Genomic DNA, 14791 nt, shown 5'->3' with positions numbered 1-14791 from the left:
TCCCCGTCAGGCGGTTGCGGTGGCGATCATCGGCGCCAGCACGGGCTGGCTGGCCGGGCGAGGCTTGAGCACGCGGCTGATGCCGGGGTCCTCCAGACCGGGATAGATCTGGTGGACGATCTCGGAGGTCAGTTGGTCCGGCGTGTCGTCGAAAACCACCCGGCCGCCACTGAGCCCGACGATGCGCTCGCCGAACTCGACGGCGTAGTCGACCTGGTGGAGGTTGCAGATCACCGCGATACCCTCTTCCTTGCAGATCGCCTTGAGGTAGCCGAGCACGATGCGCGAGGTCTTGGGGTCGAGGCTCGCTACCGGCTCGTCGCAGAGGATCACCGCCGGCTGCTGTGCCAGCGCCCGGGCGATGCCGACGCGCTGCTGCTCGCCGCCGGAGAGTTGGTCGCCACGCGAATTCGCCTTCTGGGCGAGCTCGACCCGGGCGAGGCAGTCCATCGCGATCGCGACGTCCTCTCTCGGGAAGAGCTGCAGCATCGAGAGGAAGGACGACAGGCCCGCCATGCGGCCGACTAGCACGTTTTTCAGCACCGACAGGCGCTTCACCAGGTTGTGGTGCTGGAAGATCATCGCCACCGGCCGCTTGCCGGCCGTGCCGCGCCTGAGGTCGAGCACCTTGCCATCGATGACGGTCCGGCCCGCATCGGGCTGGGCGAGCCCGTTGATGCAGCGCAGCAGCGTCGACTTGCCGGCGCCGCTGGGGCCGAGCACGACGAGGAACTCGCCGGCTTTGACGCTGAGGTCGATGCCCTGCAGGACCGGGTGGCCCGCATAGGACTTCTTCAGCCCTTCGATCTTGATCATGCCGCTTCCTCCGCCGGTCGCGTTCCGCGACTACTTCATCTTGGTGAGATCGAGCTTCAGCACCTTCGCGGTCTCGCGAATGATGTCGTAGGCTTGGTCATTGGTCTCGACGAAGCGGTTGAGCTTGCCCTGGTCGGCCCAGGTGATGTCGCGGATGTTCAGGAAGGCCGATTTGATGTTCGCCTTCAGATCCTCCGGCAGGTTCTTGCGCCAGCAGGTCGGCGATTCCGGGATCGGGTCCGACTCCCAGACGACGTGGATGTCGGCGCGATCGACCAGCTTCTTCTGCACGGCCGCATCGAGGATACGGTCGGCGATCGTCGCCGCATCGACCCGCTTGTTGGCGACGGCGAGCGCATTGGCGTCGTGCGAGCCGGTGAAGAGGACCCGGCCGAAATCCTTCTCGGGATCGAAGCCGAGCTTCATCAGTCCGGCCTTGGGGAAGAGGTGGCCCGAGGTCGAGGACGGATCGACGAAGGCGAAGGTGCGCCCTTTCAGGCCCTTCCAGTCGCTGATGCCGCTGTCCTTCCGCGCGATGATCTGGCTGCGATAGTAGCTGCGGCTCGATTTGGCCGTCTCCGCCGTGGCGAAGGCCTCGATCGCCGCGACCGTGGTACCGAGCACATAGGAGAACGGGCCGAGATAGGCGACGTCGACATGGTTCGAGCGCATCGCCTCGATCACGCCGTTATAGTCGGAGGCGACGAAGCCCTGGACGGGGATGCCGAGATTCTTCTGGAGCGCGGCGAGAAGCTGGGCGCTCGATTCCAGCATCGCCCGCGAGTCCTCGGACGGGATCAGCCCGACGCGGACCAGCTTGGTCTGGGCCCGGACCAGGGCCGGCGCCGCCAGCAGAGTTCCCGCAGCGAGCGACCCCTTCAATATCATGCGACGCGTGGTGGTCATGTCATCCTCCCAAGATGATCCGGCGATCTTTTGATCTGCCGGTGAACCGTTGCGGGCGTCGTTGCCCGGTGCGTGCTCTCAGGCGGCCATGGCCGCCTGCCGTCCGATGAAATTGCGGCCACGCTCGCCTTCGAGCGCCTTGCCGACCAGGCGGTTCCATTCACCCGCCGAGACGCCGTAGGCGGCAGGGTCGGTCGCGACGCCGAGATCCCGGAGGAAGGCATCGAGCCGCTCGGCTCCCGCGTCGAGATCGGGGCCGAAGACCCGGCGCAACGCCGCGTCGCATTGCGGCTGCGCGCCCATCGCCCAGCGCATCACCAGCGGCAGCGAGAAGGAGCAGGCAATGCCGTGGATCGTGCCGCTCTTCAACGTGATGTCGTAGGAGATGTTGTGGGCGAGCGCCGTCCTGGTGTTGGAGAAGGCAAGGCCCGCCAGCAGGCTGGCGCGCATCTGCCGGGCCCTGAGCTCCGCATCGTCGAGGCGCTCCAGCAGGCGCGGCAGCGTGTCGATGATCTCCCTGGCAGCCTCGACCGCGTAATTGGCCGAGACCGGATTGCCGTTGACGTTCCAGATGCTCTCCAGCGCATGGGAGAGGGCATCGAGCCCGGTCGCCAAGGTGAGACCGCGCGGCGCGCCGACCGTCAGAGAGGGGTCAAGCACAGCGGTCTCAGGGTAGAGCCGGGGATGGGCGAGCGAGTACTTGCTGCCATTGGCAGAGTCCCAGACCGTCGCCCAGGAGGTGACCTCGGAGCCGGTGCCGGCCGTGGTCGGCACGGCGATGATCGGGATGATCGCGGCCTCAATGAGCGGCGTCTTCTCGGTCAGGTGACGGCGGACGGTCTCGAAATCGCCGTCGCTGGCCGCCAGCACCTTGGCGGCGTCGATCATCGAGCCACCACCGAGCGCGACGATGACCTCGGCCGGCTCGGCCGCGCCGAACTGGCGGCAGGACTCGGCGAGATCGGCGCAGTCCGGATTGGTCTCGATATTGGTGATCGAGACGACCGGCGCGCCGACCACTGCGGTCAACCTGGCGGAGAATTCGCGGAAGAGCGGCTGATCATAGGTGACGAGGGCCCAGCGCCGCCCGCCGATCTGCCCGGCGACCTCATCGAGGAGGCCGCTGCCGAACCGGATCTTCACGGGGTTCCAGTACGCCCAGTTCATGCGGTCCATCCCTCGCAATGCGCCTTGCCGGCGCGTTGGGAAGGATGCTCACAGAGCTCCATTCTTATAACAAATTGATTTTTTGATCCGAATGAATAGAAATTCTCTATGCGTTATACTCAGCTCCGGTCCTTCCACAACGTTGCGAACGCCGGCGGCTTCAACGCGGCGGCCGAGGCCTTCAACATCAGCCAGCCGACGCTGACGGCGCAGGTCGGGGCGCTGGAGGAGGAGTTCGGTGTCGAGCTTTTCGTCAAGCGCGGCCGGCGGCGTGAACTGAGCGAGAGCGGGCGCCAACTGCTTGGCATCACCACCCGGCTCTTCGCCGAGGAGGCCGAGGCGCTCGCCTTCCTGACGGAATCGCGCGAGCTCCGGACAGGCCGGCTCTCGATCGGAGCCGTCGGGCCGTTCCACGTCACCGAAATGCTCGCCGCCTTCAACCAGGCCTATCCGGGGATCGAGCTGGCGGTGAAGATCGGCAACTCCGCCGAGGTGCTTGGCGATCTCGAAAGCTATCGCTGCGACGTCGCGGTGCTCGCCTATATCGACGAGGACGACAGGCTGCTGACCATCCCCTATCGCCGCCACCCTGTCGCAGTCTTCGTGCGGCGCGATCATCGCCTGGCGGACCAGCGCAGCATCCGGCTGCCGGAGCTGGCGGGGGAGCCGATGATCGCGCGCGAACAGGGCTCGACGACACGGCGCGCTTTCGAGAGCGCACTGGCAAAGACTGGCACGAAGCCGCGCCTGGTCATGGAGATCGGCAGCCGCGAAGCGATCCGCGAGGCGGTGATCCGCGGGCTCGGCATCAGCTATGTCTCGGAGGCCGAGTTCGTTCCGGACGAGACGCTGCGGCTGATCCCGATCGAGGGGGCGGAGGTCTACACCTATGCGCATGTGGTCGTGCTGAAGCAGCGGCAGACCAGCCGGATCATCAAGGCCTTCCTCGACGTCGTCCAGCGGACGCGCGACGCTTCTGACGTCGCCGATGCGTAGGGCATCGATATAGCGGCGCGCGCGAACGCAAGGCCCGCGGAATCGGCGGCCAGCGTTGATCTGAGCCCTTAAAACTGGATCGCTTTGGGCTAGAGTTTTCCGTGTCGTTTCCCTTGGGCTGGGAGGAGCGGAAGACGATGAAGGATTCGAAGTTCTCGGACGCCCAGAAGGCGTTCATCCTGATGGAGGCTTGGCTCAGCTACTACAACGAGGATCGGCCGCACGGGGTCATCGGCAACAAGCCACCGATCCTGCTGCAAAATCCCGGCGGGACACCCAGCCCGCCGCCGTGATCAAAGGCCGGAAACTCCAGCCTCCGACGATCCAGAAAATGGGCTCGGATCAATCAGTTCACCGACGAGCGGCGCTTCCGCATCCTCACCGTCGTGGACGACTGCACCCGCGAATGCCTCGCTCTGCTGGCCGACACCTCGCTCTCCGGCTTGCGGGTCGCGCGAGAGCCGGATCGCCTCATGGCTGAGCGGGGCCGGCCTCAGATGATCGTCAGCGATAACGGCAGCGAGTTCACCTCGAATGCCATCCTCACCTGGGCTGATGCGGCTCGGGTCGCATGGCACTACATCGCGCCGGGCAAGCCGATGCAGAATGCCTTCATCGAGAGCTTCAATGGGCGCCTCCGCGATGAACTTCTCAATGAGACGCTGTTCTCGACGCTCGGCCAGGCCAGAGCCGCCCTGAGCGCATGGAGGTCCGACTATAACGGATCCCGGCCTCACTCCGGGCTTGGCTGGCAGACACCGTCTGCCTTCGCCGCCACCTTCCACCCACGACAAGATCTGCCGCTGCGCTATACCAACGGCTCCGCACCAGATCCCGTCATCCACCCCGGCCAACAGGCCACAACTTACTGCCCGAGCGAACTCCGCGCTGGATAAAAACTGGGGACAACGTCACAGCTACCCGCGCTGCGTCGACGGTGCAAAAACGCCTATCAGCTTGTAGCCCAGACCCAGTCGATGTAGCAGCGCTGCGCTTTGGGGGCCATTGTCATCCGGCCACGCGATCTTGCCTTCGGCCGGCCTCAGCCTTCCAACCGCTGAGCTCTTGGCTTCGTCCGAAAACGCAGCGATCCGATCGATCTCACTGACCACAGTTTCGACATGAAGGGTGTCGAACCCGGCCCGGGCCAGCAAGTCTGGCAATGTCATCGGGTTAAAATAGCTCCAGTGTCCCGTGCAGATCACCGAACTGGCTGTGCCTTCAAGTTGAACAAGCAGACTGTCCCAGTTCGGCACTTGCACGAATAACCGTCCACTCGGCAAGAGATGGCGCCTGATCAATTGCAAGAAGGCGATCGGATCGACGAAGTGCTCAAGCACATCCAGAATCGAAATGGCATCGAATAACGGCCGGTCCGCAGGCAGATCTTTGGGAAAATAGCCCTGAATAACAGAGTGACCAGAACCCTCGCCCAACCGTTCACGCGCCACCTCGACAGGAGCGTTGCCCGGTTCCAAGCCCAGCACTTTCCATCCCCGCGCCTTTGCTTCGACCAGAGTGGTCCCTGTCCCGCAGCCAATATCGAGGAGTGTACCGATGCTCGGCGACCATTGCTCCAGGCAATCCAGGTAATACTGGGCGCGCGCGCTTTCCAGCTCGAGATAGGGACCCGAACAACGCAGCCGCATGGACTCTATATCGAGGTCGGAGGCCTGATAGCGCGCCGCGTCTGCGCGTTCATCCATAACTTGCTTAGAATAGGTCAAATCGCATACGCGGCATGTCACGATATCGATTCCGTGGTTGCGCAACACTGCTTCCTCGGGCGCGGTCGCGCCGCAGCAAGGACAGTCACGCACACGATAATCGCCTAGTTGGCCGCCAACCTCCGGCGGTGCCGCCACTGCGATAGCGTGCGCCTGCGCTGTCCGAAACCGGGCGTAGCCGTCCGCCAAGCGTTCCCGCATTCCAGGAATGAGTCCCGCGTCAAAGAGCATGCGGCGATCAATGGATGCCATCTCGCCAACCATTTACTTTCTCTTGTAGCTCGCCACGCCGTTAACCATCGAATTCAGCCTTCCGATAAAGGAACGCTTTGAGCGTACGCACTGGACGGTGCGCTCTATGTCCTCATCCAGCTCGTGCTCAAACGTGCGGATCTCGCTCAAGCGCCGGACAAGTGCCCCAGCCCGCACGGATGCTTTGCCATAGGCCTCATTGTTCTGCAGCAGGTGTACCGCCATGTCCACAAAGCCCTCCCACGTCCTAGCGACCAAAGCAGGGTCACGCTGCAGGTCCATAGCAGGCATTTCCTCGCTGTGGAGCGTTACAACCGGCTTGGACTTCGCCAACATTTCGCGGGCGGCAATGCCGGCGGTCACAGGCCAGGTGTCAAGCATAAGCTCGAGAATATGCCCCCAGACATGACCGGAGACATAACGCTCCTCCACCGTAATTCGCGAACCGGCAGCGCTGTTGGTGATAAACGACCTGATGTGGGCGGCGTCACCCGTTCCGCCCAGGACGAAACCAACATCCGGGCAGCGCAGGAGAATTTTCTCGGCCGCCTCCAGATAAGGTAACGTGATCTTGGAGAAACGGCCATAGCTACCGATGAGCCTCGTACCGCATGGCAAAAGGGCACGCTCTGCTGCAATTTCGGTTTCGGCCACCGCCGGATCAAGTGCCGCACCGTCCCACGGAGCGTTTGTCCGCAGCATTTGGGCATCACCCCAACCAGCCTTCTGCGGATCAAAGCCGAAACTGTTGAACACGGCATCGAGGTGCTGCACCGGCCAAGCCGGCATGCCAGCCTGAAGGAATATCTGGACCGGTGCGAGCCTGCGGGAAAACAGGGCCGTCGGTATGCCATTGTTCATGTCGGAAATAGCGATATCGGGTTGATCCTGCAGCGACCGCGCCTCAATCGCCAAAATCGTTTCCAACGGGGTGGATTGAGCGAGCTCGTGAACGCGAGCGCCCATTGCCTCCAGATTGGAGCGGAATGCGTCATCACAGAAGCGCCACGCGTAGACATCGAGTTGATGACCGGAGGCGAGCAGCGCAGGCGCAATCTGATGCAGTGCCGTGCTCATCGGATTGTCGCTCTGGACATACATGCCGAGCCACGCAACGCGGTATGGCCCTTTGCGCGCCGGCCGCGGTAGATTACGTCGCGGGGCACTCTTGGCGAATTTTGTTGACGCGACGCGTAGAGGCTCAAGCAGGCGTTCACTTTGCCTGATATTGGACTCTTCGGAGCACCAGACAAGAAAGAAGACGAAATCGACCAGCTCACACATTACGTCGATGCTCGGCCCAGCGTCCGCTTCCCAACGAGCGATCGCAGCCGTTGTTACTTTGTAGAGACTTACCGACCGCGGATCCCACTTCCAATAATAATAGGAAAAACCGTGACTAATGGCGGCCTTATACTTATCTATATCATTAATGCTGACTGGATTGACTTCCAAAATTCGGACAAGGCAGCTTGCGAATTCCTCATAGCGGTCACGGACCGCGTCGCCTCCGAGGCTGGTCAGCGTCAGAATATCGGCCTCTAGTGGCTGGGGCATTTATAGTCTCGTCTACAGGAAGGCAGCCAGATCAGTAAAATACTCGGCAATCTAGCACCAGGACCTATCGTAAGCCTGCCGTGAAATCACCGGACAATCAGCTTCGTTGCGGATGGGCGCGAGAGCAGAACGGCCAGGATCCGGTAGTCAAGCTCTGGGGATGGTGAAGAAGGCATAGGGCGCATTTTTCGGGCTGAAGCCGAGGGAAAGCGCAGTTCTCACAGAAGGAATGTTGTTGGTAAAACAGTCCCACACCGGCTCAAGCCTCGACGCGAAGCATGATGCTGCGAAACCGGCGACGGCCTGGTGCGCCAACCCTCGCCGTCGAAAATGAGGATCCGTCACGACGTCGATCTCGGCCTTCTCGCCGCCAATCGCAGCTGCATAACAAACTGCAGCAATTGCTCCTGCCTCGCGGATGACGCAGGCCTGCGAAAAGCGCACGAAGTCATCAGCGGAGCGCCAGAACCGCGCAACGACTCCAAAGCGTGCCTGGATTTCATCGACATCTGCGGCAACGGCGGGTGACGATTTCAACATTTCCAACGGCAGGACACCGCGTGGCGCATCTCGTGCCAGCGTAAATCTCTGGCGTTCTGAGCAGTAAGCTGAGAACGCTGGCGTCCGGAGGAAAGCCGGCGCCTGCGGTCCATACAAACGCACCTTCTCGACAGTGAAATCTCGGCGCTCGGACAAATAGGACTCGAGGCCAGACTCAAACGTCGACACCGGCTCGCCGAATATCTGTGCGAAGCCAAAGGAATGTTCGACATAAACTTGCCGCGGCTTCGCTGGTTCATCCACCCAAACTGCACCGTCCTGGCTACGATTAAGGACAGCCGCGATCAACGGAAAGAAAGCTGTCTCGCTCAGGTATTGTGGCAATACTCGATCAAATTTATCGGCCTCCAAACGTATCATTCTCATATCACCAAGCCGCCGTTGACGTCCAAGATGGTGCCATTGACAAAATCGTTGTCGATCAGGCTCGCGACCGCCCGAGCCACATCCTCCGCCGTGCCCAGCCGGCGCAGCGGCGTATTGGACTCGATGTGTTTGATGTTCGTTGCGGACAGGGCGGCCCGGGTCGAAGGTGTGTCGATGAAGCCTGGCGCCACGGCGTTACACCGGATACCGAAACGCCCGAACTCTTTGGACCAGGTCACCGTCATCGCGTTGACGCCCGCTTTCGCAGCTGAATACGCCGTCTGCCCTTCGTTACCGCGGGCGCTGATGGAACTGATATTTACGATCGAACCACGCAGGCGCCGACGCGCCATATGTTCAACGACGGCAGCGGTCACGATGAAAACGGACTCAAGATTGGCAGAAATACAGCGGCGAAACCGGCCAAGATCGTGCATCATCTGATCAGGGCGCATGATATTGATCATGGGCTCGGAATGAATCGCTCCTGCATTGTTGACCAATACATCGATCCGACCGTGCCGAGTAACAATCCGATCTACCAGCGCATTTACTGCTCTAGAATCAGTAATGTTGACTTCAGCAGGCTCAATACCTTCCGGGAGGGTCGTCAAGGCTTCCTGGTCGACATCGGCAGCAATTACCACCGCACCCCGCGTCAGCAAATGGGAGGCAATGGCAAGCCCCAGTCCTTTGGCGCCGCCGGTGACCAATGCGACCTTGCCTTCAATCTGCAACGTCGATCCCCTTCTCGGTCAGGACCGCCGCGATATTCTTGAGCGAGCTCATACGAACAATATCGTCCAACTCCAGCTCGATGTCATATTCTCGCTCGAGCGACATGATGAGGTCCATCTGCTTGAGTGAGTCCCAACTTGCTATGTCAGCCTTAGACATCTCGAATGAGAGCTCGCTGGCGCGCAGCCCGAGCACCTCCGACAACACCTGCCGCAGTCGCTTATTCATCTCAAACCCCGAAATGCTTGGCGTAGTCTTGTGCGTTGAAACGGATCTGCTCGGCCGAGCGAGCCAGATGAACGGTAGATGGCTTGACGTCCTTGGTGATCAATGCACCGCCGCCTACGATCACATTATCGCCCAGCGTCACAGCGTTGACGATGGTCGCGTTCACGCCAATGAAGCACTGGTCCCCAATTCGGGCCTTTCCTGAAACAACGGCCCCAGAAGCGATCCAAGCATGGTCGCCTACCGTCGCATGATGGGCGAGCGTCACATTACCCCATAATATGGTGTCGATGCCGACGCGGACCTCCGGTTCGACGAGTACGCCCGGCAGCACAACACTTCCCTCGCCAATCGGATGAGAGGTGTGGATCATGGCGCTCGGATGGATGTAGGTCTCGATCGCGTATCCCATGCCTTTCAGACGCTCGAACATCGAGCGCCGATGTGCATTCACGCCACTATAGCCCATAGCCATAACGATGCGATGCTCGCCCGGCGCGAAGCGCCCGGACAGTTCGGAAAGGCCGACAGTCGCTAAGGGAAATGAAGAGCCCTTGTCGACATAGTCGTCGTCGACGGTAAATCCTGCAACGCTGTATCGCGCGTCATTCGCCAAGTAGGAGTAGAGTATCTCAGCGGTTACGGCATTGCCTGCTAGAACGATGCGTCTCATGGCGCCGATGTGCCTCCGATAACTTACGCAGCATCTAGAACAGCAAGGCCGAAGCCGGTCTTGCCATAGCCGTTACCATTGTAAAGCATATAATACTCGCCCTTGTGCTCGAAAACGTAGGGGTAGCAAATCATCTCGCTATCCCATCCCTCGTCCGCAACGTCGATCCCGGAGAGATCGTCGCGCCGATTCCAGGCGAAGCCATCATGCGAATAGGCGAAACCGATGCGATACGTCGCAATATCCTTAGAGGCTCTGTGAGCGAACCACATCGAATAGACCCCACCTTGGCGCATCACCGTGGGGCGCCCGAAGGCGTACTCATATTCATCCTTGAAAGGAAGTACGAGGCCAGGATCGCATGTCCAATCCACGCCATTAGCGGAATGCGCGTGGTGAATGCCGTAGTGATGCAGCCACCCGTTATCTGTCTTGGTCCAGCTGATGCCCGAATTGTACCAAGTGCGCCAGTGGTTACCCTCTACATACATGGCGGTGGCGGCGGCGAAAAGCGGATTGACCTTATCGCGGCCCAGCACCGGACCCACGAACTCCTTCTCACAAGTCAGATGGTCCAAATCCAGTATTGCGCGGCCCGTATCGCATTTCCACAAGCCATCAGGGAGATTCTGCCAGCCTACATAGTAGAGATAGTGCCGTCCGCCGTGTGTGACGATACAAACGCCGATGGCGCCGTCGCAATCGAATCTCGCGGGAGCCCCATGGGTCATAACGAGTTTCGGTGCACCGATCAGCTCCATCTGCCCGTTTGCGAGAGTGGCATAGGACATGAACCCCTGGGAGCGTTGCTCGGCATCGCGACAGGTGAAGAAAATGACGAAACGATCGCCGTCGTAATGCACGGCGCACGGAAGCGAGCCGTGGCTGAATCCTGCAAGATTGGGTTCGAAGATGCGACCAGTCTTCCGCCACCTGTACGGGCGCCCGGTTTCAATAGGCTTCAGTAATGGATGCATTTCTATGTCCTCAGGGCGGCTCGCAGGGCCTTTTCCAGGAAATCAACTCGGCTTTCGCCGACCCGCTCCGCCTCGGCGTACACGGCCTCCTTCAATGCGGGATCGATTCCTTCTAGCCGACCCGCATATCTCTTTCGAATGCTGCCGCCCCTGCGCCCGACATGAGGCACGTCGATGTTGATCGGCAACGGCCCATCACCGACGCTGAACTCGATGACGTAAAAGCAGTTGTGGAGCTCGAAGGACAGCTTCACATCGCGGGCTGTTTCCGGCAACAACGCGATCGGCGCCTGACAGGCGTAAAGCTGGTTATTGGCGACAAGCTGCTTGCCGATCTCGCTGTTCAGCAACCAGGGCGCTAAGCCTTCGTCCGATATTACGATCTTGCCGCCGGGCTTCACAACCCGATTCATCTCGGCAATTCCTTGCCCGATGCTCGAGAACAAATTGATGCCGCCATAGTGATAAGCAGCATCGAAAACTCGATCTCCGTACGGAAGCTGAGTCGCGTCGCAGACCGAGAAGCGGATGTCGATGCCGATGGCGGACAAAGCATCACTATGGCGCGACGCGCCGGCGAGCAGCATCTGACTGGCGATATCTTGGGCGTGAATCGTCCCGCGACCCTCCATCTTTTTGGCGATGTAGGGGAGGTCGTTTCCCGCGCCCGCACCTGTTACGAGCAGCGACTGTCCCGAGACGAGGCCGAGACGCGAGATTAGGTTCTCTCGTAGCGTGTCCTCATCCGTACAGAAGGTCGCGAACAACCACCGAAGAGCGTTGTCGTGAACCTCCGCCGCGTCAACGATCGAGTATTCACTGCTCCCCGCGGGGGCATCGGCAAAAACAGGAATCTTCGTGCCGGGCGCGTAGGAATAGACATGCCCCCTGTCGCAAACCAGACCCGTCCGATCTGCGGTCTCTTGCAAGTTGCCGCATTCGGGGTGCGGGCACCGAAAGGGAATAATCTTATTTGAAGGCACAGGTATGGACCTCTATAGTTTCTGGCAAACGACCCAAAAGAGCTTTTCATGAATCCCAAAGTAGTTACTGCTCGATTGGCCGACGGAAAAATTTTCAAAATTGACTGAGAAGTAGCGCTCCAACTCTTCTCTATTTGAAAATCCGTGTAACCTATACCCGACACGATTGTTATAGTGATCACGCGCGATCCTGAAAGATCCATCCTCCAATTGCTCCGCCGAATCAAAAATAAACGATGAGCTATCTGCAACAGAAGCTATCAGAATCCCGCCTTTTTTTAAAACTCTAGCATACTCATTTAAATTATCGTACATAGAATCGCCCTCATCGCAATAATAGCAGCAAGAGCATGCCAATATTAAATCGAACTCGCCATCATCGAACGGAATATTACTATTCCTCCCAACGCGGAGGTCCGTCTTATGGCCTAGAGATGCCATCCGCGCATGCGTTTGATCAACAATTCCTTGCGTGATCTCTATTCCGCTAACATCAAAACCCTGTTCGCACAAAAATGCAGTGTTGCGGCCATCACCAAATGCAACATCCAGGATTTTTGCGCCCGGTTTCGGTTTGGAGAGATCAAGATTGGGATACTGCGCGAGAAATATCCGCACCACGAACTCTGTCGGATAAACTTTTTGCCCGGAGCGCGCAGAGTAGAACGCCTCATAATTCGTATTGATATCGCTTGCCTCGACCATCGTCATATCACCACAAGTTTGGCTTAGCACAGAGAATCTGGGAGCCGCTCAGATCCAAAAAGCCAATGATACCGATGAACGCTCCGGTCAATCCGCCGACAGGTGGGTTGCGCATCTGCAAGCGGTCCATTCACATGCCCACCAGGAGCGCGGCAAGATTTTGACGGTCAATCTTGCCGTTCGCGCTTTTGGGCAGATTATCAGTGACAATGATGCGGCTCGGCACCATGTAGTCCGGCACGTGATCTGCCAGTTGCCGCCGCAGCACGGCTTCATCCAACGCCTCGCTGGCCGACACAAATCCTATGAGCTTGCCATAGGCAGTTCCGGTCCGCTGATAGATGACTGCAGCCTGGATCACGCCGTGCAGCTTGGCGAGGCCATGCTCAACCTCTTCGAGTTCAATCCTGTATCCCAAATGTTTGATCTGATTATCTTTGCGCCCGATAAAAAAGAGGTTCCCCGCATCCCGTCGGACGAGGTCGCCGGTTCGGTACATGCGCTTCATGAAGCGCTCTGGCTCGGTCAAAGTAATGAATGAGGCCGCGCTACGATCGGGATCGTTGAAATAACCCGAAGCAACATTGGGGCCGATCAGGCAAAGCTCTCCCAGATCAGCAGCGAGGCCGTCATCGTCAAGGATGAGATGGTCGAAATTCGGGTTCAGCCGCCCCAAGGCAGGCAGGCCCGTCAGTTCCACGAAGTCATCGTCGGACAGGTCATAGGCACTGCAGATACAGGTGCATTCGGTCGGGCCGTAGACATTGACCAGCTTAGCCCTTCCTTTGACCATTCGATTGAGCTTGATCAGCTCGATTTTTGGATATCCTTCGCCGCCGAAAACTATGTATCGGATCGTCGAGAGTGAGCTCGCCGTCAATGCCTTCATCGCGATGACATAAATCAGCAATGACGGGACAGAAAACCAGATCGTGCAGGCCATGCTCTCGATATAGGCGACCAGGGCCGCAGGCGCATTGAGCAGCTTGCGGTGAATGGGCGTCAAAGACGCGCCGGAGAACAGGGCAACATAAAAATCGAAAACTGAATTGTCGAAATACATGGGGCTGAGATTTGCGAAATTATCATCGTGGCTAATCTCGAAGCGCTCAATCCCCCAGTGAATGAAATGCATCAGATTCTGATGTGTGACCGCCACTCCCTTCGGCAGACCTGTCGAACCCGATGTGAACATGACGTAGGCTATACAGGCACCGTCGACTTGCTCCATGGCTACGGCCTGTTGGAGGCGATCATGCTCAGTTAAAGGCTCAAGATCGGTTTCGGACAACAGTACCGCCTTGGTGCCGACGGAGGCAGCCAACGCGCGCATCGCCAACAGATGTTCTTCATTGTCGACGAAGATCGTCCGCACAGCGCAGGTTTTTACGATATGCCCATTTCGAACCTGCGGCGAGGCGGTATCAATATTTACATATGCGATGCCAAGGCGCAGGGCGGCCAACATCAACGCGTAGGACAAGGCCGCCTTGTTGTGCGCAATGGCAATGACCTCGCCTCGCACATAACCATTTCGGAGCAGCATAGCTGAGAGCTGATCGACTTGAGCGGCCAAGCGCCTATAGCTGATCGCCCCCGCCTCATAACGCAGTGCGGGCTTGTCGCCCGCAGCCGTCGCGCGCTCAGCGAACAGCGTGCCAAGATTGTAGTGATATAAAGCCATACGCCCTGCTTCGACCGAGCCGATGCGCCAACTGCGCGCGGCTGCCTATAGCATGGATTGTCACGGGAGCACGACCAACTGATGTTCAGGCCACAAGAGGCCGACAATCGCGATTCAGAAATTCCGCTTGCTAGTGGCGAAGCGGAGCAACCCCGGCCCGAATGACAGCTAGACCGGCGACGCGATGGTCAAGGCCCTGATCGAGGAGGCCGGCTTCTCCTATTCCAGCCAGATGCGTCCCGAGAAGAAACACATGGTCGTCTCGCCGACCAACTCGCGCGGGGAGAAGGTCGAGCTTGACGTACATCGCGACGGTTCGATCCGCGGGGAACGTCGCGTGTTCTGAAAAGTCACCCGCTAGCCCATGGCCAGCGAACCAGTCGCACAATTACATGCCAGTAGACCCCAAGACAACCGAACTGCTGCGGAGTGGTCCCTCACTCTGCTGCCGCGGA

16 protein-coding genes and 1 pseudogene are annotated in these 14791 nt (G+C 59.3%); 4 read left to right on the top strand and 13 right to left on the bottom strand.

The window, feature by feature from the left end; all coding sequences use genetic code 11:
• Positions 1 to 6 precede the first annotated feature (6 nt).
• The 3 genes from phnC to psrA all read right to left on the bottom strand — a co-directional run bounded on the left by phnC (position 7) and on the right by psrA (position 2889).
• Positions 7 to 816 carry a phosphonate ABC transporter ATP-binding protein gene (gene phnC / locus GV161_RS11280; protein WP_152016183.1) on the bottom strand — a complete coding sequence of 270 codons (810 nt, stop codon included), beginning with the start codon at positions 814 to 816 and terminating at the stop codon, positions 7 to 9.
• 30 nt (positions 817 to 846) lie between these two features.
• Complete coding sequence (phnD, locus tag GV161_RS11275) at positions 847 to 1722, bottom strand: phosphonate ABC transporter substrate-binding protein (RefSeq protein WP_152016184.1); 876 nt, start codon at positions 1720 to 1722, stop codon at positions 847 to 849.
• A 78-nt stretch (positions 1723 to 1800) separates the two neighbouring features.
• Positions 1801 to 2889, bottom strand: a complete 1089-nt coding sequence (gene psrA, locus GV161_RS11270; RefSeq protein ID WP_152016185.1) for an iron-containing alcohol dehydrogenase PsrA — start codon at positions 2887 to 2889, stop codon at positions 1801 to 1803.
• A gap of 108 nt (positions 2890 to 2997) precedes the next feature.
• Between psrA and GV161_RS11265 the strand changes: the two genes are divergently transcribed.
• From GV161_RS11265 to GV161_RS11255, 3 genes and pseudogenes are all read left to right on the top strand, one after another.
• Positions 2998 to 3885, top strand: a complete 888-nt coding sequence (locus GV161_RS11265) for a LysR substrate-binding domain-containing protein (protein ID WP_152016186.1) — start codon at positions 2998 to 3000, stop codon at positions 3883 to 3885.
• A 137-nt stretch (positions 3886 to 4022) separates the two neighbouring features.
• Entirely contained in the window at positions 4023 to 4178 is a 156-nt protein-coding gene (locus GV161_RS11260) for an integrase core domain-containing protein (protein ID WP_159740944.1), read from the top strand.
• A 51-nt stretch (positions 4179 to 4229) separates the two neighbouring features.
• Positions 4230 to 4781: pseudogene (locus GV161_RS11255) on the top strand (integrase core domain-containing protein); the annotation flags it as partial.
• 21 nt (positions 4782 to 4802) lie between these two features.
• Here GV161_RS11255 and GV161_RS11250 read toward each other — a convergent pair.
• The 10 genes from GV161_RS11250 to GV161_RS11205 all read right to left on the bottom strand — a co-directional run bounded on the left by GV161_RS11250 (position 4803) and on the right by GV161_RS11205 (position 14336).
• A complete protein-coding gene (locus GV161_RS11250) occupies positions 4803 to 5876 on the bottom strand; it encodes a class I SAM-dependent methyltransferase (protein ID WP_152013066.1) in 1074 nt (357 codons plus the stop codon).
• Positions 5877 to 7421, bottom strand: coding sequence for a hypothetical protein (locus GV161_RS11245; protein WP_152013067.1), 1545 nt, complete (start codon positions 7419 to 7421; stop codon positions 5877 to 5879).
• Positions 7422 to 7568: 147 nt separating this feature from the next.
• Positions 7569 to 8342 carry a GNAT family N-acetyltransferase gene (locus tag GV161_RS11240; RefSeq protein ID WP_159650222.1) on the bottom strand — a complete coding sequence of 258 codons (774 nt, stop codon included), beginning with the start codon at positions 8340 to 8342 and terminating at the stop codon, positions 7569 to 7571.
• 2 nt (positions 8343 to 8344) lie between these two features.
• Positions 8345 to 9085 carry an SDR family NAD(P)-dependent oxidoreductase gene (locus GV161_RS11235; protein WP_152013069.1) on the bottom strand — a complete coding sequence of 247 codons (741 nt, stop codon included), beginning with the start codon at positions 9083 to 9085 and terminating at the stop codon, positions 8345 to 8347.
• Entirely contained in the window at positions 9075 to 9314 is a 240-nt protein-coding gene (locus GV161_RS11230; protein WP_152013070.1) for an acyl carrier protein, read from the bottom strand. The genes GV161_RS11235 and GV161_RS11230 overlap by 11 nt, the downstream gene beginning before the upstream one ends.
• A 1-nt stretch (position 9315) precedes the next feature.
• The gene (locus tag GV161_RS11225) at positions 9316 to 9987 is read right to left on the bottom strand and encodes an acetyltransferase (protein WP_152013071.1); all 672 of its coding nucleotides are present in this window, start codon (positions 9985 to 9987) and stop codon (positions 9316 to 9318) included.
• A 23-nt stretch (positions 9988 to 10010) separates the two neighbouring features.
• On the bottom strand, positions 10011 to 10964 hold the full coding sequence (locus tag GV161_RS11220; RefSeq protein WP_152013072.1) for a hypothetical protein: 954 nt from the start codon (positions 10962 to 10964) through the stop codon (positions 10011 to 10013).
• A 2-nt stretch (positions 10965 to 10966) separates the two neighbouring features.
• The gene (locus GV161_RS11215; protein WP_159650221.1) at positions 10967 to 11893 is read right to left on the bottom strand and encodes a methyltransferase domain-containing protein; all 927 of its coding nucleotides are present in this window, start codon (positions 11891 to 11893) and stop codon (positions 10967 to 10969) included.
• A gap of 66 nt (positions 11894 to 11959) precedes the next feature.
• Entirely contained in the window at positions 11960 to 12652 is a 693-nt protein-coding gene (locus tag GV161_RS11210) for a class I SAM-dependent methyltransferase (RefSeq protein ID WP_159650220.1), read from the bottom strand.
• A 130-nt stretch (positions 12653 to 12782) separates the two neighbouring features.
• Entirely contained in the window at positions 12783 to 14336 is a 1554-nt protein-coding gene (locus GV161_RS11205) for an amino acid adenylation domain-containing protein (protein WP_152013075.1), read from the bottom strand.
• Between the two features lie 184 nt (positions 14337 to 14520).
• Between GV161_RS11205 and GV161_RS11200 the strand changes: the two genes are divergently transcribed.
• Positions 14521 to 14682: a hypothetical protein gene (locus GV161_RS11200; protein WP_159650219.1), complete on the top strand. Its 162-nt coding sequence runs from the start codon at positions 14521 to 14523 to the stop codon at positions 14680 to 14682.
• Positions 14683 to 14791 lie beyond the last annotated feature (109 nt).

It is taken from the genome of Bosea sp. 29B, assembly GCF_902506165.1.
Lineage (GTDB): Bacteria > Pseudomonadota > Alphaproteobacteria > Rhizobiales > Beijerinckiaceae > Allobosea.
This window is presented reverse-complemented; position numbering and strand designations above follow the sequence as displayed.